The 18,561-nt window shown below is 74.0% G+C and carries 21 protein-coding genes and 1 riboswitch; of the genes, 3 read left to right on the top strand and 18 right to left on the bottom strand.

What is annotated here, in order from left to right; genetic code table 11:
• Positions 1-19: 19 nt before the first annotated feature.
• From pheS to ACFYPD_RS20280, 9 genes are all read right to left on the bottom strand, one after another.
• Positions 20-1,093 carry a phenylalanine--tRNA ligase subunit alpha gene (gene pheS, locus ACFYPD_RS20320; protein ID WP_387115522.1) on the bottom strand — a complete coding sequence of 358 codons (1,074 nt, stop codon included), beginning with the start codon at positions 1,091-1,093 and terminating at the stop codon, positions 20-22.
• A 170-nt stretch (positions 1,094-1,263) separates the two neighbouring features.
• A complete protein-coding gene (locus ACFYPD_RS20315; protein ID WP_387115519.1) occupies positions 1,264-2,148 on the bottom strand; it encodes a TrmH family RNA methyltransferase in 885 nt (294 codons plus the stop codon).
• A gap of 32 nt (positions 2,149-2,180) precedes the next feature.
• On the bottom strand, positions 2,181-2,573 hold the full coding sequence (rplT, locus tag ACFYPD_RS20310) for a 50S ribosomal protein L20 (protein WP_046564689.1): 393 nt from the start codon (positions 2,571-2,573) through the stop codon (positions 2,181-2,183).
• A gap of 32 nt (positions 2,574-2,605) precedes the next feature.
• Positions 2,606-2,800 carry a 50S ribosomal protein L35 gene (gene rpmI / locus ACFYPD_RS20305; protein ID WP_151461610.1) on the bottom strand — a complete coding sequence of 65 codons (195 nt, stop codon included), beginning with the start codon at positions 2,798-2,800 and terminating at the stop codon, positions 2,606-2,608.
• A 19-nt stretch (positions 2,801-2,819) separates the two neighbouring features.
• The gene (gene infC, locus ACFYPD_RS20300; protein WP_387115516.1) at positions 2,820-3,470 is read right to left on the bottom strand and encodes a translation initiation factor IF-3; all 651 of its coding nucleotides are present in this window, start codon (positions 3,468-3,470) and stop codon (positions 2,820-2,822) included.
• Positions 3,471-3,785: 315 nt separating this feature from the next.
• A complete protein-coding gene (locus tag ACFYPD_RS20295) occupies positions 3,786-4,259 on the bottom strand; it encodes a PH domain-containing protein (protein ID WP_387115513.1) in 474 nt (157 codons plus the stop codon).
• Entirely contained in the window at positions 4,256-5,218 is a 963-nt protein-coding gene (locus tag ACFYPD_RS20290) for a DMT family transporter (protein ID WP_387115510.1), read from the bottom strand. The genes ACFYPD_RS20295 and ACFYPD_RS20290 overlap by 4 nt, the downstream gene beginning before the upstream one ends.
• Positions 5,215-6,060: an ATP phosphoribosyltransferase gene (gene hisG, locus ACFYPD_RS20285; protein ID WP_387115507.1), complete on the bottom strand. Its 846-nt coding sequence runs from the start codon at positions 6,058-6,060 to the stop codon at positions 5,215-5,217. The genes ACFYPD_RS20290 and hisG overlap by 4 nt, the downstream gene beginning before the upstream one ends.
• A 43-nt stretch (positions 6,061-6,103) precedes the next feature.
• Positions 6,104-6,367, bottom strand: coding sequence for a phosphoribosyl-ATP diphosphatase (locus tag ACFYPD_RS20280; protein WP_091263821.1), 264 nt, complete (start codon positions 6,365-6,367; stop codon positions 6,104-6,106).
• A gap of 250 nt (positions 6,368-6,617) precedes the next feature.
• Between ACFYPD_RS20280 and ACFYPD_RS20275 the strand changes: the two genes are divergently transcribed.
• Entirely contained in the window at positions 6,618-7,268 is a 651-nt protein-coding gene (locus ACFYPD_RS20275) for a winged helix-turn-helix domain-containing protein (RefSeq protein ID WP_387115504.1), read from the top strand.
• Positions 7,265-8,518 (top strand): MFS transporter, encoded by a 1,254-nt coding sequence (locus tag ACFYPD_RS20270; protein ID WP_387115501.1) that lies wholly within the window; start codon positions 7,265-7,267, stop codon positions 8,516-8,518. Before ACFYPD_RS20275 ends, ACFYPD_RS20270 begins: the two co-directional genes overlap by 4 nt.
• 141 nt (positions 8,519-8,659) lie before the next feature.
• Here the strand turns inward: ACFYPD_RS20270 and ACFYPD_RS20265 are convergent, their stop codons facing one another.
• Positions 8,660-9,334, bottom strand: coding sequence for a response regulator (locus ACFYPD_RS20265; RefSeq protein ID WP_387115498.1), 675 nt, complete (start codon positions 9,332-9,334; stop codon positions 8,660-8,662).
• A gap of 1 nt (position 9,335) precedes the next feature.
• Positions 9,336-11,339 carry a GAF domain-containing sensor histidine kinase gene (locus ACFYPD_RS20260; protein WP_387115495.1) on the bottom strand — a complete coding sequence of 668 codons (2,004 nt, stop codon included), beginning with the start codon at positions 11,337-11,339 and terminating at the stop codon, positions 9,336-9,338.
• 190 nt (positions 11,340-11,529) lie between these two features.
• Between ACFYPD_RS20260 and ACFYPD_RS20255 the strand changes: the two genes are divergently transcribed.
• The gene (locus tag ACFYPD_RS20255) at positions 11,530-12,240 is read left to right on the top strand and encodes a hypothetical protein (protein ID WP_387115492.1); all 711 of its coding nucleotides are present in this window, start codon (positions 11,530-11,532) and stop codon (positions 12,238-12,240) included.
• A 90-nt stretch (positions 12,241-12,330) separates the two neighbouring features.
• On the opposite strand, the gene ribH is transcribed toward ACFYPD_RS20255, so the two are convergent.
• From ribH to rpe, 7 genes are all read right to left on the bottom strand, one after another.
• Positions 12,331-12,831, bottom strand: coding sequence for a 6,7-dimethyl-8-ribityllumazine synthase (ribH, locus tag ACFYPD_RS20250; RefSeq protein ID WP_387115489.1), 501 nt, complete (start codon positions 12,829-12,831; stop codon positions 12,331-12,333).
• A 2-nt stretch (positions 12,832-12,833) separates the two neighbouring features.
• Entirely contained in the window at positions 12,834-14,102 is a 1,269-nt protein-coding gene (locus ACFYPD_RS20245) for a bifunctional 3,4-dihydroxy-2-butanone-4-phosphate synthase/GTP cyclohydrolase II (protein WP_387115486.1), read from the bottom strand.
• On the bottom strand, positions 14,099-14,794 hold the full coding sequence (gene pnuC, locus ACFYPD_RS20240; protein WP_387115623.1) for a nicotinamide riboside transporter PnuC: 696 nt from the start codon (positions 14,792-14,794) through the stop codon (positions 14,099-14,101). The genes ACFYPD_RS20245 and pnuC overlap by 4 nt, the downstream gene beginning before the upstream one ends.
• Complete coding sequence (locus ACFYPD_RS20235) at positions 14,794-15,405, bottom strand: riboflavin synthase (protein ID WP_387115483.1); 612 nt, start codon at positions 15,403-15,405, stop codon at positions 14,794-14,796. Before ACFYPD_RS20235 ends, pnuC begins: the two co-directional genes overlap by 1 nt.
• Position 15,406: 1 nt before the next feature.
• Positions 15,407-16,468 (bottom strand): bifunctional diaminohydroxyphosphoribosylaminopyrimidine deaminase/5-amino-6-(5-phosphoribosylamino)uracil reductase RibD, encoded by a 1,062-nt coding sequence (ribD, locus tag ACFYPD_RS20230; protein WP_387115480.1) that lies wholly within the window; start codon positions 16,466-16,468, stop codon positions 15,407-15,409.
• A 168-nt stretch (positions 16,469-16,636) separates the two neighbouring features.
• Positions 16,637-16,809: riboswitch (FMN riboswitch) on the bottom strand.
• Positions 16,810-16,891: 82 nt separating this feature from the next.
• Positions 16,892-17,848, bottom strand: coding sequence for a response regulator (locus ACFYPD_RS20225; protein WP_091263806.1), 957 nt, complete (start codon positions 17,846-17,848; stop codon positions 16,892-16,894).
• Position 17,849: 1 nt separating this feature from the next.
• Positions 17,850-18,530 carry a ribulose-phosphate 3-epimerase gene (gene rpe / locus ACFYPD_RS20220; protein WP_387115477.1) on the bottom strand — a complete coding sequence of 227 codons (681 nt, stop codon included), beginning with the start codon at positions 18,528-18,530 and terminating at the stop codon, positions 17,850-17,852.
• Positions 18,531-18,561: the final 31 nt, after the last annotated feature.

Here is an 18,561-nt window from a genome sequence, read left to right as displayed (position 1 = left end):
GTAACTCGTGCCCGCACCGTCAGACCCCGAACGCGCGGGTGAACCGCACGTCGCCCTCGGCCATGTCCCGCATGTCGCTGACCCCGTGCCGGAACATCACGGTCCGGTCGATGCCCATGCCGAAGGCGAATCCGGAGTAGACCTCCGGGTCGATGCCGCAGGCGCGCAGCACCCGCGGGTTCACCATGCCGCAGCCGCCCCACTCGACCCACTGCGGACCGTCCCGGTGCTCCGGGAACCACACGTCGAACTCGGCGGACGGCTCGGTGAACGGGAAGTAGTGCGGCCGGAACCGGGTCTTCGCGCCCTCGCCGAACATGGCCCGGGCGAAGTGGTCCAGCGTGCCGCGCAGGTGCGCCATGGTGATGCCCTTGTCGACCACCAGGCCCTCGACCTGGTGGAACACCGGGGCGTGGGTGGCGTCCAGCTCGTCGGTGCGGTAGACCCGGCCGGGCACCACCACGTAGATCGGCGGCTTGCGGGTCAGCATGGTGCGCGCCTGCACCGGCGAGGTGTGGGTGCGCAGCACCAGGCCCGAACTCTCCGCCCCGGGCGAGGGGGCGATGTGGAAGGTGTCCATGAGGCCGCGCGCCGGGTGGTCGGCGGGAATGTTGAGGGCGTCGAAGTTGGTCCACTCCAGCTCGACCTCGGGTCCCTCGGCCACCTCGTAGCCCATCCCGACGAACAGGTCGCTGATCTGCTCCATCAGCGTGCTCAGCGGGTGGCGGGCGCCGCGCGGCCGCCGGTCGTAGGGCAGGGTCACGTCGACCCGCTCCTCGACGAGCACCCGCTCGGCCTGCTCGCGCTCCAGGATCTCCTGCCGGGCCGCGTACGCGGTCTCGATGGCGCGGCGGGCCTCGTTGACCCGCTTGCCGGCGTCGGACTTCGCGGCCGGCGGCAGCGCGCCGATCTCCCGGCGAGCCAGGGACACCGGGGACCGGTCCCCCAGGTGCGCCGGGCGCAGCGCGGTCAGCGCGTCCGGGTCGGCGGCGGCGGCGAACGCCTTCTCGGCGTCGGCCACGGCCTCGGCCAGGGCGTCCGGGTCGAGCAGGGCGACCTGCTTCGGGTCGTACGGATCGTTGCGGTAGCTCATGGCGTACGGGCACTCCCTCACGGCGGCGCCGGCCCTCACGGGCGGCTAGGCGAGTCTACGGACGCGCGGCTTCGCCGCAGCCCGCCGGTGGGAGTCGAGCAGGAGGAAGGGTCAGGCCCGCCGCCCGCCGACACCGGCGGGCTGGCTAAACGAACGCCGAGGCGCGTTCATCATCCGGCTGACTCCCCTGCTGTGTGGCCGCGCGGACCCGCGGGTCGGCGCAGTGCTCTGGCTGAAGCGTACAGGCAGACGGCCGCGGCCGCAGCCAGGTTCAGGCTCTCGGCGCGCCCGTGCAGCGGCACCCGGACCCGGGCGTCGGCCGCGGCGGTCAGCTCCTCGGGCAGCCCGTGCGCCTCGGAGCCGAAGAGCCAGGCGGTCGGGGCGGCGAGCCGGCCGGCGTCGGCGAGGTCGTCGAGGTCGCTGTCGCCGTACCCGGTCGTGGCGAGGACGGTGAGCCCGGCGGACCGCAGCGCCGCGACCACGGCGACCGGGTCGGTGGCGCGGACCACGTCGACGTGGAACAGGCTGCCGGCGGAGGCCCGCACGCACTTGCCGTTGTAGGGGTCGACGGCGTCACCGGCGAAGATCACCGCGCCCGCGCCGGCCGCGTCGGCGGTGCGCAGCACGGTCCCGGCGTTGCCGGGGTCACGGATCTCGGCGAGCACCGCGACCAGGCGCGGTCCGCGCGCCAGGGCGTCGTCCAGGGGTACGTCGAGGTGCCCACAGACGGCGACCAGGCCCTGCGGGGCGACGGTCTCGGCGAGCGCCGCGAGTGCCTCGTCGGTGACCTCGGAGACCGGCACGTCGGCCCGGGCCGCGAGCGCGGCGAGGTCGGCGTGCCGGTCCAGGGCGGCCGGGGTGCCGAACAGCTCGACCACGGTGCCGGCGCGGGCGAGCGCCTCACGGACGGCCTGCGGCCCCTCGGCCAGGAACCGGCCGGTGGCCTCCCGGTCCCGCCGGCGCTGGAGCCGGCGGGCGGCGACCACCCGCGGGGTACGCGGGGTGAACGGGCCGGGAACAGCGTCGAGGCGCCTCCCGGGCGGTGGTGACGGCATGGGAGACGCCTCGATCTGCTGGTGCGGGTGGATCAGGCGGCCTGGGCCGCGGCGCCACCGGTGCCCTCGGCCGCCACGGCGGCGCGGGCCAGCTCGACGATCGCGGCGAACGCCGCGGCGTCGTTGACGGCCAGGTCGGCCAGGATCTTGCGGTCGACCTCGATGCCGGCCAGGCGCAGGCCCTGGATCAGCCGGTTGTAGGTCAGGCCGTTGGCCCGGGCGCCGGCGTTGATCCGCTGGATCCAGAGCTGCCGGAAGTCGCCCTTGCGGTCGCGACGGTCCCGGTAGGCGTACTGCATCGAGTGCAGCACCTGCTCCTTGGCCTTGCGGTACAGCCGGGAGCGCTGACCGCGGTAACCGCTCGCGGTCTCCAGCAGGGTACGACGCTTCTTCTGGGCGTTCACAGCCCGCTTGACGCGTGCCATCTCAACTCCTCTGTCGGTTCAGGTGGCGCGCGTCAGCGGCCGAGCAGCTTCTTGATGCGCTTGGTGTCAGCCTTGGCCAGCTCGACCGTGCCGGTCAGCCGGCGGGTCTGGGTGGAGGGCTTCTTCTCCAGCTTGTGACGCAGGCCAGCCTGCTGGGCAACGATCTTGCCCGTGCCGGTGACCTTGACCCGCTTGCCCGTACCCGTGTGGCTCTTCATCTTCGGCATGTGGAACGTCTTCTCCCTGTTACTGGCCGCTGGTGTCAGCGGTCGGGCCGGTCTCGCCGGCTGCTGCGGTCTCGCCGGCCTCCGGGGTCTCGCCACCTGCCGGGGCACCGGACTCCTCCGCGGCCCGGTCGCGCGGTCCACCACGGGACGCCGTGGCGGCGACCGCGGAGGCCTTCACGGCCCGGTGCGGAGCGAGAACCATGATCATGTTTCGACCGTCCTGCTTCGGCGCGGCCTCGACGTATCCCAGGTCCGTGATCTCGGACTCGAGCCGGCGCAGGAGCCGGTAACCCAGCTCCGGGCGGCTCTGCTCGCGACCGCGGAACATGATCGTCACCTTGACCTTGTCGCCCGCCTTGAGGAACCGCACCACGTGACCCTTCTTGGTCTCGTAGTCGTGCGGGTCGATCTTCGGCCGGAGCTTCATCTCCTTGATGACGGTCTGCTGCTGGTTACGCCGCGCTTCGCGCGCCTTCAGTGCGCTCTCGTACTTGAACTTGCCGAAGTCCATGAGCTTGCACACCGGCGGGCGCGCCATCGGCGCAACCTCGACCAGGTCCAGGTCGACGTCCGCGGCCAGCTGCAGGGCGCGCTCAAGCGGGACGATGCCCACCTGCTCACCCTCAGGGCCGACCAGTCGGACCTCACGTGCCCGGATCTGCTCGTTCACGCGTGGTTCGACGCTGATGGGGCCTCCTCGAGTCGAGTCTTCCGTGGTGCCGACTCCGCGGGCTCCCGGACGGGAGCCGACCCGGAAAGCAGAAGGCCCCGGCGCATGCCAGGGCCCACTCGACCGGTCGGCACGATCACAGGATCGCGCATCCGGGACCGGGACGTGCCCGGAACCGGCAGACCGGGACCCGGCCACCTAGGGGGCGACTCGGGTGGGAGCAGGCGCTCCGCTTCAGGACCGCCCGAGGGCAGTCTGGTCGACTCCGCAACACTACACCCTCGGACCAGCCCTCCCCAACCCGGGGCGCGGCGGTCAGCGCGGGGTGGCCGGGTGGCCGGCCAGGGCGGCCAGGTGGGCCTGGTGCAGGCGGCGCAGGGCGCGGACCGCCTCGACCGCGCGCTCCTTGTCGGCGGCCTGGAGGGCGACCATCGGCAGCAGGTCGTCGTCGTGCAGCTCCAGGCTGGCCCACGGGGCGCCCCGGTCGAACCGGACCCCGCGGATCACCTCCCAGGGCAGCTCGTACGAGCTGATCACGTTGCGGACCCGGACGCCCCGGACGTCGGCCACCACCCGGGGGCGGGTGAAGAGCAGGAAGCCGAGGGCCCCGAAGACGCCCAGCCCCACCATGGCGAGCTGGTCGCCCCGCTGGAAGCTGCCGTAGCCGTCGCCGGTCGCGCCGGTCAGGGAGGTGGCCACCAGGCTGAACACCACCAGCAGCGTGACGGCCGACGCCCAGCAGACCACCCGGACCCGCCGCGGCCGCACGGTCACCACTGAATCACTCACGAAACCAGTCTGCCATCCGGCTCGGGCTCACGTTCCGCCGCCACACGGACCGGGCGGCGCCGCCGCACGCCGGCCACGAGCACCGCCGCCCCGGTGAGCACCGCCCCGGCCAGCACCGGCAGCCGCAACCCGGCGCCGCCGGGCAGCGCCACGTCCAGCACCAGGGCCCCGCCGAGCTGGCCGGCCACCAGCGCCAGGCCGGTGCGCAGCACCCCGGCGGCGCGGACGCCGACCAGCAGGGCGAGCACGATGCCGACCCCGAACAGGCCGCCGACGTAGAGCCACCACTGGGTCGGCCAGTTCGGGCGGGTGGCCAGCGCCCCGGCCAGCGCCGCCACCGCGGCGATCGCCGAGGTGCTGACCGCGAAGTTCACCGCCAGCCCGGCGGCCGGCCCGATCGCCGCGGCGACCCGCCCGTTGAGCGCGGACTGCAGCGCCACCGCCAGGCCGCCGGCGACCGAGAGCAGCACCAGACCGACCGCCAGGTCGCCGACCGGCCGGCCGAGCTGGGCCATGGTCACCGCGCCGATCCCGAGCAGCGCCCCGACGACCCGGGGCGCGGTGAGCGGCAGCCGGCCCGTCGCGGCCAGGCCGGCCCGGTCGACGGCCAGCCCGCCGAGGCTGCCGCCGGCCACCTGGGCGATCGTGAAGACCGCCACCCCGAGCGCCGGCACCACGAACGGGCCGATCACCACGATCGCGGCGCCGCCCAGCCCGCCCAGGTAGGCCCACCAGGGCAGGCCGGAGTGGCGCAGCCCGGCCAGCCCGGCGCGCATGGACGGGACGGCGACCAGCCCGAGCAGCACGATCAGGCAACCGCCGAGGTTGTTGACCACGGCGCCCACCAGGGGATCGCCGGCCCGCTCCCCCAGCTCGGCGTTGACCACGCCCTGCGCGGCCGAGGCCACCCCGCCCAGGACGACCACGGCCAGGGCGGCCGGGACCGGCAGCGGCCTCACAGCCGGCAGGCGTGGATGTCGGTGACCAGGATGGCCCTCGCGCCCAGCTCGTAGAGCTCGTCCATGATCCGGTGCACGTCGTCGCGGAGCACCATGGCCTGCACGGCCACCCAGCCCTCCCGGTGCAGCGGGGAGACGGTCGGCGACTCGATGCCCGGGGTGAGCGAGCTGGCCCGGTCCAGCAGGCCGGCCGGCACGTCGTAGGCGAGCATCACGTAGCGGCGCGCGACCAGCACGCCGTGCAGCCGGCGCAGCAGCTGCTCCTGCTGGGCGCTGCCGGCGGCGCCGGCCCGGCGGACCAGCACCGCCGAGGAGCGCAGCAGCGGCTCGCCGAAGACCACCAGGCCGGCCTGGCGCAGCGTGGCGCCGGTCTCCACCACGTCGGCGACCACGTCGGCCACGCCGAGCCGGATGGCGTTCTCCACCGCGCCGTCCAGCCGGATCACCTCCGCCTTGACGCCCAGCTCGGCCAGGTGCCGCTCGACCAGCCCCGGGTACGCGGTGGCGATCCGGTGCCCGCCGAGCTGCTGGACCGAGTCCACGTCGTCGGGGCGGGCGGCGAACCGGAAGGTGGCCCGGCCGAAGTTGAGGTCGACGACCTCCTCGGCCGGCGCGCCGGAGTCGACCAGCAGGTCCCGCCCCGTGATGCCGACGTCCAGGTCGCCCGAGCCGACGTAGGTGGCGATGTCCTTGGGGCGGAGGTAGAAGAACTCGATGTCGTTGGGCTCGTCCCGGCAGACCAGGTCCTTCGGGTCGGTGCGCTGGCGGTAGCCCGCCTCGCGCAGCATCCCGGCGGCCGACTCGGCCAGGGCGCCCTTGTTGGGTACGGCGACACGCAGCATGGGAGTGCTCCTTCGATCGACGAGTGATCAGCGGACGGGGCACTCACAGATGTCGGTACACGTCCTTCAGCTCGAGACCGGTGGCCAGCATCAGCACCTGGGCCTGGTAGAGCAGCTGGGAGATCTCCTCCGCGGCCCGCTCCGGGCCCTCGTGCTCGGCCGCCATCCACGACTCGGCCGCCTCCTCGACGACCTTCTTGCCGATGAAGTGCACGCCCTTCTCCAGGGCGGCGACCGTGCCCGAGCCCGGGGCGCCGGCGGCGGCCTTGGCCTGCAACTCGGCGAACAACTCCTCGAACGTCTTCACGGAAGGCGATTCTTCCAGCCCCCCGGGGTGACCCCTCGCCCCGGGTCCGCCGCATTCCAACCTCGACCACATGCTGGACGACCCGCTTGCGTGATCATGAAGTTGTTGTCATGACACGCCGGGCGGGGCCGGCAACAACTTCATGATCACCAGCGCCGGGGACGGGGCGGCAGCCGCAGGCCGAGCAGGATGAAGGGGTTTCTGGAAAGGGGTATTTCGAAAGGAGTCTTTCGACGCTAGTCTTCGATGCGTGACCAGCCAGTCGCTCCGGCAGATCACCGACGTCGACACACTCCGCGCCCTCGCGCACCCGCTGCGGTTGCGCATCCTCGACGCGGTCGCCCTGTACGGCCCGGTGACCGCCACCGAGGTCGCCGAGCGGGTCGGCGAGAGCCCGGCCAACTGCTCCTGGCACCTGCGCCAGCTCGCCAGGTACGGCTTCGTCACCGAGGCGGGCGGGGGCACGGGGCGGCAACGGCCGTGGCGGCTGGTCACCGACGGGCACCGGTGGGGCGACGGTGAGGAGAGCCCGGAGCTGGCGCAGGCCGGGGACATGGCCGTCCGGGTCCTGCTCGACCTGGAGTACCGCAAGCTCCGGGACTGGATGGCCGTTCGGCGCCAGCAGTCCCCCGTCTGGCGCGACGCCGCCTTCTTCAACCAGTTCATCGGCTGGTACACGCCGGACGAACTGCACGAGCTGCAGGAGGAGATCCGAGGGCTGCTCGGTCGCCACCTGAACCGGCTCGGCGACCCGGCGGCCCGCCCGCCCGGCTCCCGGCCGGTACGGCTGATGGCCTGGGGCGTGCCCGAGGTGGACGGACCGATCGTCGCCGCCGACGGGAACACGGAACGCGGACCGGTCATCGGCGACGCCGACGCGGAGGGGAGCGGGGAACGGTGAGACAACTGCTGCGCCGGCCGGACTTCCGGCTGTTCTTCCTCGCGCTGACCGTCAGCCTGGTCGCCGAGTCGGTCCTCCTCCTCGCTCTGGCGGTGTGGGTGAAAGATCTGACCGGCTCCGACGGACTGGCCGGTGCCACCTTCGTCGCGCTGACCGCGCCGATGGTGCTGGCCCCGCTGGTCGGCTGGGTGGTCGACCGGACGCCCCGCCGGACCCTCTTCGTGGTGCTCAACGTGGTCACCGCCGGGCTGCTGCTGCCGCTGCTGGCCGTGCACGATGTCGGCCGGCTCTGGGTGGTCTACACGGTCGCCGGAGGCTACGGGCTCTCCTACATCGCGCTCGGCGCGACGGTCACCGCGCTCGTGCAGGAACTGGTCCCCGCCGAGCTACTGCCCGACGCCAACGGCGCGTCCCAGACCGTCAAGCAGGGGCTGCGGCTCGCCGGGCCACTACTCGGCGCCGGCCTCTACGTGCTGCTCGGCGGACCGGCACTGGCCGCCGCGTGCGCGATCGGCTTCCTGGCGGCGGGGGCCGTCGGGCTGGCCCTGCGCCCGGCACCGGTCGCCCGAGCCACCGCCACGGCCCGGACGGCCCCCGGCCATGGGCGCCGCGGTGAGTTGGTCGCCGGGATCCGGCACCTGGTGGGCGAGCCGACGCTGCGCCGGACGCTGGTGGCACTGGTGGTCGGCACCATCGGCCTCGGCTTCGGGGAGACACTGTGGTTCGCGTACGTCGACCAGGGGCTCGGGCGGGAGCCCGCCTTCCTGGGGGTGCTGGTCTCCCTGCAGGGCATCGGCGGCCTGCTCGGCGGGTTGGGCTCGGCCGCGCTGGTGCGCCGGCTCGGGGAGTTGGGCGGCATGGCGCTCGGCATGGCCACCGTCGCCCTGGGCTTCCTGGCCCCGGTCTGGCCGGTGCTCGGGGCCGCCGTCGCCGCCGCCGTGCTGATCGGGCTGGGGCTGCCGGTCGCCATGGTGGGCACCATGACACTGGTGCAGCGGCACACCTCGCCGGATCTGGTCGGCCGGGTCTCGGCCGCGATGGACGCCCTCGCCAGTGGACCGCAGGCGGTGGCGATCGGGGCGGGCGCACTGCTGGTGGCCCTGGTCGACTACCGGCTGTTGTACGCGGCGATCGGGGCGCTGCTGCTGGCGGTCGCGGCCTACCTGCTCACCGGCCGCCGTCTGACGGCCCCGGCCGGGCCGACGCCGGTCGTCGGACCCGCCTCGCCCACCGGCGTCGGCGCCGGGTAGCGGCACTCCACCTCGCCGAGGTGGCGGTGTCCGGTTGGCCGTCATGGTCGATGGCGGAGAACGGACATCTCGGGTCTCCGCCATCCCTGGTTGGCCGCGTCGCGGCGGGTCACCGCCGGTTGCCCCCCGCCGGCGCCGACCTCACCCCGGTGGCCGCCGGCGCCCGGGCAGTTGCCCGAGCCCGGCGGCACGGGCCCGAGCCACGGCCTCGCTCCGGTCGGCGGCGTGCAGCTTGCCGAGGATGGTGGAGACGCTGTTGCGAACGGTCTTCGGGGCGACCGACAGCTTCCGGGCGATCGCCTGGTTGCCGAGCCCGTGCGCCACGAGGTCGAGAATCTCCATCTCCCGCGGCGTGAGTTCCGGGAACGGCCGGGTCGACGGCGACCGGGGCCCCACGGCGAAGAAGCGCAGGACGCGCTGAGCGATCTCGGTGCCGAAGACGGCCTCGCCGGCCGCCACGGCGGCGACCGCCCGCGTCACGTCGGCCCGGGCGGCGCCCTTGAGCAGGTAGCCGGCGGCGCCGGCGCGGATGGCGGCGTAGACCGACTCGTCGTCGGCGTGCATGGTCAGCACGAGCACCGCAGCGTCGCCCCGGGCGGTGATCCGCCGGGTGGCCTCGACGCCGCCCATCCCCGACATGGCGAGGTCCATCAACACGACGTCGGGGCGCAGGTCCCCGACCGCGACCACGGCCGTCTCGCCGTCGGCCGCGGTGCCGACGATCTCGATCCCGGGCAGCCCGTCCAGCGCCGTGCACAGCCCGTCCAGGAAGATCGGGTGGTCGTCCACCAGGAGCACCCGCACGGGGTCCGGCATGTCAACTCCTCCCCGCCACGACGGGCACCGGCAGTTCGGCCCGGACCCTCGTACCCCCGTCGACCCGCTGCTCGATGGCGAACGTGCCGCCCAGCTCGTCGGCCCGCTCCCGCATCGACGACAGGCCGACGCCGTCCCGGTGCGGGACGACGAGCCCGCACCCGTCGTCGGTGATCTCCAGCCGCAGCCACCCGTCCCGCAGGCCCATCCGGACCCGGCACGTGGTGGCGCGGGCGTGGCGGGCCACGTTCGTCATCGCCTCGGTGACGATGCGGTAGGCGGCGACCTCCACGGCCGCGCTGGTGACCCGCAGGTCGTCGCCGCAGTCCACCTCGACGTCCAGCCCGGTGGCTAGCAAGGCGGCGGCGTGTTCGCGGACCACGCCCGGCAGCCCGAGATCGTCCAGGGACGGCGGGCGCAGTCCGTGCACGATCTCCCGCACGTCCGAGACGGACTGGCCGATCACCGACTTGATCTTCGCGGCCAGCGGCTGGGCGGCCGGGTCCGCGGCGACCCGCTCGGCGAGCACGTCGACCTGGAGACTGGCCGCCGCGAGCAGCGGTCCGAGCCCGTCGTGCAGGTCCCGGCGCAACCGTCGCCGCTCCTCCTCCCGGGCCCGGACGATGCGCTCCCGCGACTCGCGCAGGTCCTCCTCCAGCCGGGCCGCCCGTACGGCGACCGCGATCTGCCCGGCGAGGTCGCCCAGCAGGTCCAACTCGCGCGGCTCGAACGGCGTCCCGCCACTGCGCCGCCCGACCAGCAGGATGCCCTCCTGGCGGCCGTTGCTGACCAGCGGGAACGGGTGCGCGTCGGCCGGGGGGTCGGTCGCCTCACCCGGCACCACCCGGGCGTACGGCACGCGCAGCATGGTGGTGAGGGTCTCCGTGACGGTGTGAAAAAGCTCGTCCAGCGCCTCGGTCCGGGACAGCCGCTCGGCCAGCCCGGTGACCACCTCGTAGGGCCGGTTCCGGTCACCGAAGAGCAGCCGGTCGATCCCGCTCATCAGGCGGTCCTTGACCGGATTCAGGGAGACCGCGACCACGGCGGTCGCCACCAGCGAGGAACCCCGGCTCCCCGCCGGATCGAGCAGGGTCGAGGTGGCCGCAAGGCAGCCGAGGTAGGTGACCACCACGATCGCGGACAGGGCGGTGTAGGTGAGCGTGCGGTCGAGCACGGCGGCGATGTCGAACAGGTTGGCGCGGAGGATGGCCATCCCGGTGGCCACCGGCAGGGCCGCGATGCCGATGCTCTCCAAAAGGGCGCCCACCCACGGCGCGGTCCACCGGTCGACCAGCAGGCCGATCACCGTCGTGCCGATGAAGATCACGGCGGCCAGCGCCAGCCAGGCCAGCCGTCGCCGGTCCACGCCGCCGGCCCGGCGCCACCGGACGATGAACGACGCCATCGCGGCCAGGGTCAGGGCGAGCAGGGCGAACAGGGTGACGTTCGTGATCAGCGGGGCGAGGCCCGCCAGTGACGGCACGCCGAACGGGTTGGCCGCCGCGTCGTCCTCGATCACCCGGCCGGGGGTGACCACGACCGAGACGACGATGACCACCAGCGCGATGGTCGTGGCGGTGCGGATCCAGCTCCAGCGCGGCGACGGCGGACGGCCGTCCGGGAACAGCAGCAGCGGGTAGGTGGTGGCGCAGACCCACGCGACCGCGAACAGCGCGTTCTGGGCGAGGACCAGCACCGGACCCGTCGCGCAGCCCGGGCAGGTGGCCAGGGTGTGCTGGGCGAGCCCATCGAGGAGCGCGGCGCCGAACTGGAGCACGCCGACGGCGAGGAACAGCCAGCCGACGCCGTTGGCCGGGCGGTGCACCGCGATCACCGCGCCCACCAGCGGGAAGGCCAGGAACCCGGTGAACCAGACGAGGTCGGCGGCGGTCGGCGGGGTGACGCCGGAGAGGAGATTCGCCCCTACGGCGGTCAGGCCGTAGCAGGCGATCGACAATCCGAGGCCGCCGACGGCGACGACCCGGGCGGTGCCGCGACCTGGCACGGGACTCTCCTTGCTCGCAACGGTGCGGACGACCCTAACGTCGCCGGCGTCCCACTGTCGCGGGACGTTCGTCCCGTTTCCTCCGGGCGGTCGGCCGGGCACGGCGGGGACGGGCGTCCATCGCACCCGGGGCGCGGGCCGGCGGAGAGTCCAGGGGCAGCCAGAACCCTCTCACCACGTTGGAGTTCGCATGTCAACCGTCACCACCGGAGCCGAGGTCACGCCGGTCACGCCGCAGGCTCCCGCCCGCGGGCTGGGCGTCGCCGCCGGCGCCGCGCTCGCCCTCTTCGCGTCGATGTTCGGCACCTGGACCCCGGAGTCGCCGGAGGTGGGCCGGACGGACGCCGCCGGCATCCGGGCCTGGGCCGCGGACGCCGGATTTACCCTTCAGCTCAACGCGTTCGCCGGGGTCCTCGCCATCGTCGCGCTGCTGGTGCTCACCGCGGCGCTGGCGGGCCTGGTCCGGCAGGCCGCCCCGAACTCGGTGCTCGGCGGGCTCACGCTGCTCGGCGGCGGTCTGCTGGCCGCGATCAACACGGTCGTCACCGGTTTCACCTTGCTCTGGGTGCTGCCCGACCTGGCGGCGCTGGACGACGCCACGGTGCAGACCTGGTACGCCACCGCGCACGTCGGCCAGATGCTCGGTGAGATCGCCGTGGTGACCCAGTCGCTGCTGATGGGGGCGTTCTCCCTGGCCGCCCTGCGCGGCGGGATCGTCGCCCGCTGGCTGTGCTGGTTCGGCATCGTCCTCGCCGTCATCGGCCTCAGCAGCGTGCTCGGGCTGGTCGTGCCGTCGCCGGTCTTCCAGACCACCTGGCTGGTCGGGCTCTACGCCTGGGTGCTGTGGCCGCTGCTCGCGTCGATCGCGTTCGCGGTGCGCCTGCGTCGCCGACGCCGGTGAGGCGCTGACACCCGGGCAGCGCGGAAACGTCGACGGGCCGCCCGAGGGCGGCCCGTCAGCCGTGTGTGTGGGGAGTCGTGTCGCGTGGGCTCAGATGCCGAAGCCGACCCGCTGGCCGTTCGTGGCGTCCAGGCCGCGGACGGCCAGCGCGGCGTCCAGCGCCGCCACCGTGGCCGCCCAGCCCTTGTCCTCCGCCGAGCCGGGCAGCCCGGCCCGGTCCCGGGCCTGCTCGATGGTCTCCACGGTGAGCACGCCGTGGGCCACCGGCTTGCCCTCGTCCAGCGCCACCCGGGTCAGCCCCTCGGTGACCGACTGGCAGACGTAGTCGAAGTGGGCGGTGGCGCCCCGCACCACCACGCCGAGGGCGACCACCACGTCGAACCGGCGGGCCATCGCCTGGGCCACCACGGGCAGCTCGACCGACCCGGCCACCCGGGCCACCACGGACCGCGCGCCGCACGCCTCGGCGGCGGCCACCGCCCGGTCGACCATGTGGTCGGTGAGGTCGCCGTGCCAGCGTGCGGCCACGATGCCGACGGTCAGCCCGGCGGCGTCCACCGCGGTCACGCCCGGTTCGCCGAATCCCGCCATGTCTATGCTCCGATCTCGTCGCCGGCGACCGGGCGGCCCATCGGCGCCTCGGTCACCTCGTCCAGCCCCTCCAGGAGGTGGCCCATCCGGTCCCGCTTGGTCCGCAGGTAGCGCACGTTCTCCGGGTTGGACCGCACGGGCAGCCCCTCCCGGCCGCTCACCGTGAGGCCGTAGCCCTCCAGGCCGGCCCGCTTGGCCGGGTTGTTGGTCAGCAGCCGCATGGAGCGGACGCCGAGGTCGTAGAGGATCTGCGCGCCGGTGCCGTAGTCCCGCGCGTCGGCCGGCAGCCCCAGGTCGAGGTTCGCGTCCACGGTGTCCCGGCCCTGGTCCTGGAGCTGGTACGCCTGCAGCTTGTGCAGCAGGCCGATGCCGCGCCCCTCGTGCCCGCGCACGTAGAGCACCACCCCGCGCCCCTCCTGGGCGACCCGGGCCAGCGCGGCCTGCAACTGCGGGCCGCAGTCGCAGCGCAGCGAGCCGAAGACATCCCCGGTCAGGCACTCGGAGTGCACCCGCACCAGCACGTCCTCGCCGTCGCCCAGGTCGCCCATGACGAGCGCCACGTGCTCGGCGGTGTCGTGCTCGGCGCGGTAGCCGAGCGCCTGGAACACCCCGTACGGGGTGGGCATGCGCGCCTCGGCGACCTGCTCGACCTGCTTCTCGGTGCGCCGGCGGTAGGCGATCAGGTCGGCGATGGTGATCAGGGTGAGCCCGTGCTCGGCGCAGAACTTCTCCAGGTCGGGCAGGCGCATCATGGTGCCGTCGTCGTTGACCAGTTCGCAGAGCACCCCGGCGGGGCGCAGCCCGGCCAGCCGGGTCAGGTCCACGGCCGCCTCGGTGTGCCCGGGGCGGCGCAGCACCCCGCCCTGGCGGGCGCGCAGCGGCACCACGTGCCCGGGGCGGGCCAGGTCGGTCGGGTCGGTCGACGCGGCGGCGAGCAGCCGGATGGTGTGCGACCGGTCGGCCGCGGAGATGCCGGTGCTGATCCCCTCCCGCGCGTCCACGGTCACTGTGTAGGCGGTGCCCCGCCGGTCCTGGTTGGTGTGGTGCATGGGCGGCAGGTCCAGCCGGTCGCACTCGCTCTCGGTGAGCGGCACGCAGATGTAGCCGGAGGTGTAGCGGACCATGAACGCGACCAGCTCCGGGGTGGCCAGCTCGGCCGCGAAGATCAGGTCGCCCTCGTTCTCCCGGTCCTCGTCGTCGACCACCACGACGGGCCGGCCGGCGGCGATGTCCGCCACCGCCTGCTCGATGCTGCCGAAGGTGCTGCTCATGCCACGGCCTCCGAGTACGTCGGCGGGATCGGGGTGCGGGCGGGCGGGGTCGCCCGGGAGGTGCGCCACCAGGCGTACATGCCGGCGGCGCAGAACCCGCCGTAGACCAGGTACATGGCGGCCGACGGGTAGAAGCCGCCCTGGAGCAGCAGCGGCACGCCGACCGCGTCGACGGCGATCCAGATCAGCCAGAACTCCACCCAGCCGCGGGCCATGCCGTAGGTGGCGAGCAGGCTGCCGACCAGGATCCAGGCGTCCGGCAGCGGCCCCCAGGAGCCCAGCGCGGCCAGCAGCGGGTACGCGGCCGCGGTGCCGACCGCCGCGGCGGCGAGCAGGCCGAGCCGCTCCCGCCAGGTGGCCCAGCGCGGGACCACGGCCGGCTGCTCCCCGCCGCTGGAGCGGCGGTTGCGCGACCAGCGCCACCAGCCGTAGACGCTGACCGCGAAGAAGAAGACCTGCCGGCCGGCCTGGCCGTAGAGGTCGTGCGCCTGGGGGGTGGCGAACACCCCGCCGAGGAAGACGGTGAACAGCAGCGCGTTGCCGATCATGCCGACCGGCCAGGCCCAGACCAGCCGGCGCAACCCGAGCAGCGCGGAGGCGAGGCCGAAGACGTTGCCGACGATCTCCCGGACCAGCACCGGCGAGCCGGCCACGTGCACCTGGGCGTCGAGCAGCCAGCCGAGCGGGCCCATCACCGGTCGCCTCCCGCCGCACGGTCGCCGAGCAGCCGCTCGACGTACTTGGCCAGCACGTCGACCTCGAGGTTGACCGGGTCGCCGACGCCCCTGGCGCCGAGGGTGGTGAGCTTGAGGGTGGTGGGGATCAGCCCGACCGAGAACCAGTCGTCGCCGACCTCCGCGACGGTCAGCGAGATGCCGTCGACGGTGATCGAGCCCTTCTCCACCACGTAGCGGGCCAGCCCGGCGGGCAGCCGGAACCGGACCGTCTCCCACTGCGCGGCCGGCTCCCGGGACAGCACCTCGCCGACCCCGTCGACGTGCCCCTGCACCAGGTGACCGCCGAGGCGGCTGTTCAGCGCGGCGGCCCGCTCCAGGTTGACCGGGTCGCCGGGGCGCAGCGCGCCGAGCGCGGTGCGGCGCAGCGTCTCGCCCATCACGTCGGCGGTGAAGATCCCGCCGTCGACGTCGACCACGGTGAGACAGACCCCGTTGACCGCGATGGAGTCGCCGTGCCGGGCGTCCGAGGTGACCAGCGGGCCGCGGACCGCGACCAGCGCCGAGTCACCCCCCGTGTCGGTGGTCCGGACGATCTCGCCCAGTTCCTCGACGATGCCGGTGAACATGTCAGGCCTCCCTCTTCCGGGGCAGCGCGGTGATCCGCAGGTCGGGACCGACCTGCGTAACGTCGGTGAGCTCCAGGTCGATGGCGTCGGCGATGGTGGTCACGCCGGCGTCCAGCAGCGCGGTCGGGCCGGCGCCGAGCAGCTTCGGCGCGACGTACCCGACGACCTTGTCGACCAGGCCGGCGGCGAGGAACGCGCCGGCCAGGGTGGGGCCGCCCTCCAGCAGCGCGGCCCGCACGCCGCGGTGGTGCAGCTCCGCGAGCAGCGCCGCGAGGTCGACCCGGCCGTCCGGCCCGGCACCGACCTCCGCGGCGGTGGCCACCCAGGTCCGGGCGGCGCCGTCGCGGACCCGGGCCTCGGCCGGGGTACGCCCCGAGCTGTCCACCACCACCCGCAGCGGCTGCCGGATGGCCAGGGTGCCGTCGCGCAGGTTGCGGGCGGTGAGCCGGGGGTCGTCGGTGAGCACGGTGCCCACCCCGGCGATCACCGCGTCGACGGTGCCGCGCAGGGCGTGCACGTCGATCCGGGCCGCCTCGGAGGTGATCCACATGCTGGTGCCGTCGGCCGCCGCGGAGCGCCCGTCGAGGGTGGCCGCGTACTTCCAGATCAGGTACGGCCAGCCGCGGCGCATCGAGGTGAGCCAGGCGATGTTGCCGGCCTCGGCCTCGTCGGCGCGTACCCCGAGGTCGACCTGGATGCCGGCGGCGCGCAGGGTGGCCGCGCCGCCGGAGGCGACCGGGTTGGGGTCCGGGACGGCGACCACCACGCGGGCGACGCCGGCCGCGATGAGCGCGTGGCTGCAGGGGCCGGTGCGGCCGGTGTGGTCGCAGGGTTCCAGGGTGACCACGGCGGTGCCGCCGCGGGCGCGCCGGCCGGCCTGGGCCAGCGCGACGATCTCGGCGTGCGGACCGCCCGCGTACGCGTGGAAGCCCTCGCCGACGACCTCGCCGTCGGCGTCCAACAGGAGGCAGCCGACCACGGGGTTGGGGCTGGTGGCGCCGAGGCCGCGGGCGGCCAGCGCGATCGCACGACGCATCGCCTCATCCACGGAGACGCTCGTCATCGCCAGCCCTGCCCTCTCGCTCGCCGGTCGCGCGCGGGCGGGTCAGGGAGAGGCGGCACGGGTGCCGCGGACACGCGGCGGCGGAGATCCGGGGACGGCGCAGCCGACCCCGGGGAGCCCACGCGGCGGCTGAGGGTGCTCAGCGCCCGGCAGGGCTCTCCCCGTCCCGCGCGCTGTCTCCCATCCGGACTGTCTGGGGGCGGACGAGCCGCACCCCAACCGTCGGCCCCGGATTCTCACCAGGTCCACCGTCCGGCCGAAGCCGTCCGGGTCGCGGGCTTACCACGGTCGGACCGTGGATCACCGCCGGTTCGGAATTTCACCGAGCCCCGCCAGCGCGTGGTGGGTTACACGGGAAGTCTTACACGTCGGGAGGCGGGTCGCGCCACAGAGGCGAGCTACTTCACAGCCCCGGGCGGATCGTCACGTCACGCCCCGACGGCGGTCGACCGCGACGTATGACCCGGGTTGGCTCTTGGCGACCGTCTTCATCTCGGAGGCCACGGCGATCGCCTCCAGGGGGTCGGTGAAGCGTTTGCCGGAGTCGGAGAGAGAGACGCCGATGGAGAGGGTGACCAGCGCGGCCCGGCGGATGTTGCCCCGCCGGTCCTTCAGCTCGACGAAGCCGCGCTCCCGGTCGGTCGGGTCGTAGAGGGCGTCGGCGGCCTTCTCGAAGTCGACCACGGCCCGGCTGGTCAGCGGCCGGACCTGGGACGGGGTGCAGACGATGACGAAGTCGTCGCCGCCGACGTGGCCGAGGAAGGCCGGCGGCAGGCCGATCGAGACCACCGCCCGGTGCAGGCTGCGGGCCAGCGCGGAGATGAACTCGTCGCCGCGGACGAAGCCGTACCGGTCGTTGACGCTCTTGAACCGGTCGATGTCGATGTAGCCGACGGCGTAGTCGACGCCGCTGCGCACCCGGTCGCTGATCTCCCGCCGGATCCGGCTGTTGCCGGGCAACCCGGTCAGCGGGGAGACCTCCCGGAACTCCTTGTTGCGGCGCAGCGTGGAGCTCACCCGGGCGACCAGTTCGGCGGTGTCGAAGGGCTTGACCAGGTAGTCGTCCGCGCCCGCGCTGAGGCCGTTGACCTTGTCGGAGGTCATCCCCTTGGCGGTCAGCATGATCACCGGCAGGGCCGAGGTCATCGGGTCGGCGCGCAGCCGGCGGGTCAGCTCCAGCCCGTCGATCCGCGGCATCATGAGGTCGACCACGGCCAGGTCCGGCCGGTGCCGCTCGATGACCTCCAGGGCCTCCTGGCCGTCGCCGGCGTGCAGCACCTCGAAGCCGTGCAACCGCAGGTTGAACTCGACGAAGCGGGCGATGTCCTCGTCGTCGTCGACGACCAGGATCACGTCGGGTCGGTCGCCGGCCGGATCCATCTCAGGCCCCGGTCGTCGCGCGTTCCGCCAGGCCGCGCAGCCGGCGGACCGCCTCGGCCGGGTCGTCGGCCCCGTAGACCGCGGTGCCGGCGACGAAGGCGTCGGCGCCCGCCGCGGCGGCCTGTTCGATGGTGTCCGCGGCGATCCCGCCGTCCACCTCGATGCGCAGCTCCAGGTGGCCGCTCGCGACGTGCCGGCGGGCGGCGCGCACCTTGTCGAGCAGTTGGGGAATGAACCGCTGGCCGCCGAAGCCGGCCTTGATCGTCATGATCAGCAGCGTGTCGAAGCTCGGCAGCAGGTCCAGGTACGGCTCGATCGGGGTGTCCCGGTCGATCGCCAGCCCCGCCTTCGCCCCGGCCGAGCGCAGGTCCTTGGCCAGCGCCACCGGGTCGTCGCACGCCTCGGCGTGGAACGTCACGTTGTACGCCCCGGCGTCGGCGTATCCGGGTGCCCAGCGGCGCGGGTCCTCGATCATGAGGTGCACGTCGAAGGGAAGCTGGGTCGCCGCGCGCAGGCTCTGCACCACCGGCAGCCCGATGGTCAGGTTGGGCACGAAGTGGTTGTCCATGACGTCCACGTGCAACCAGTCCGCGGCGTGCTCGACGGCGCGGACCTCGTCGGCGAGGCGGGCGAAGTCGGCGGCCAGGATGCTGGGCGCGACGATCAGCGGCGGTACGGTCACCGGGCCAGTGTACGAAGGCGGTCACCCGGCG

It is taken from the genome of Micromonospora sp. NPDC005299 (assembly GCF_042872345.1).
Taxonomy (GTDB): domain Bacteria; phylum Actinomycetota; class Actinomycetes; order Mycobacteriales; family Micromonosporaceae; genus Micromonospora.
This window is presented reverse-complemented; position numbering and strand designations above follow the sequence as displayed.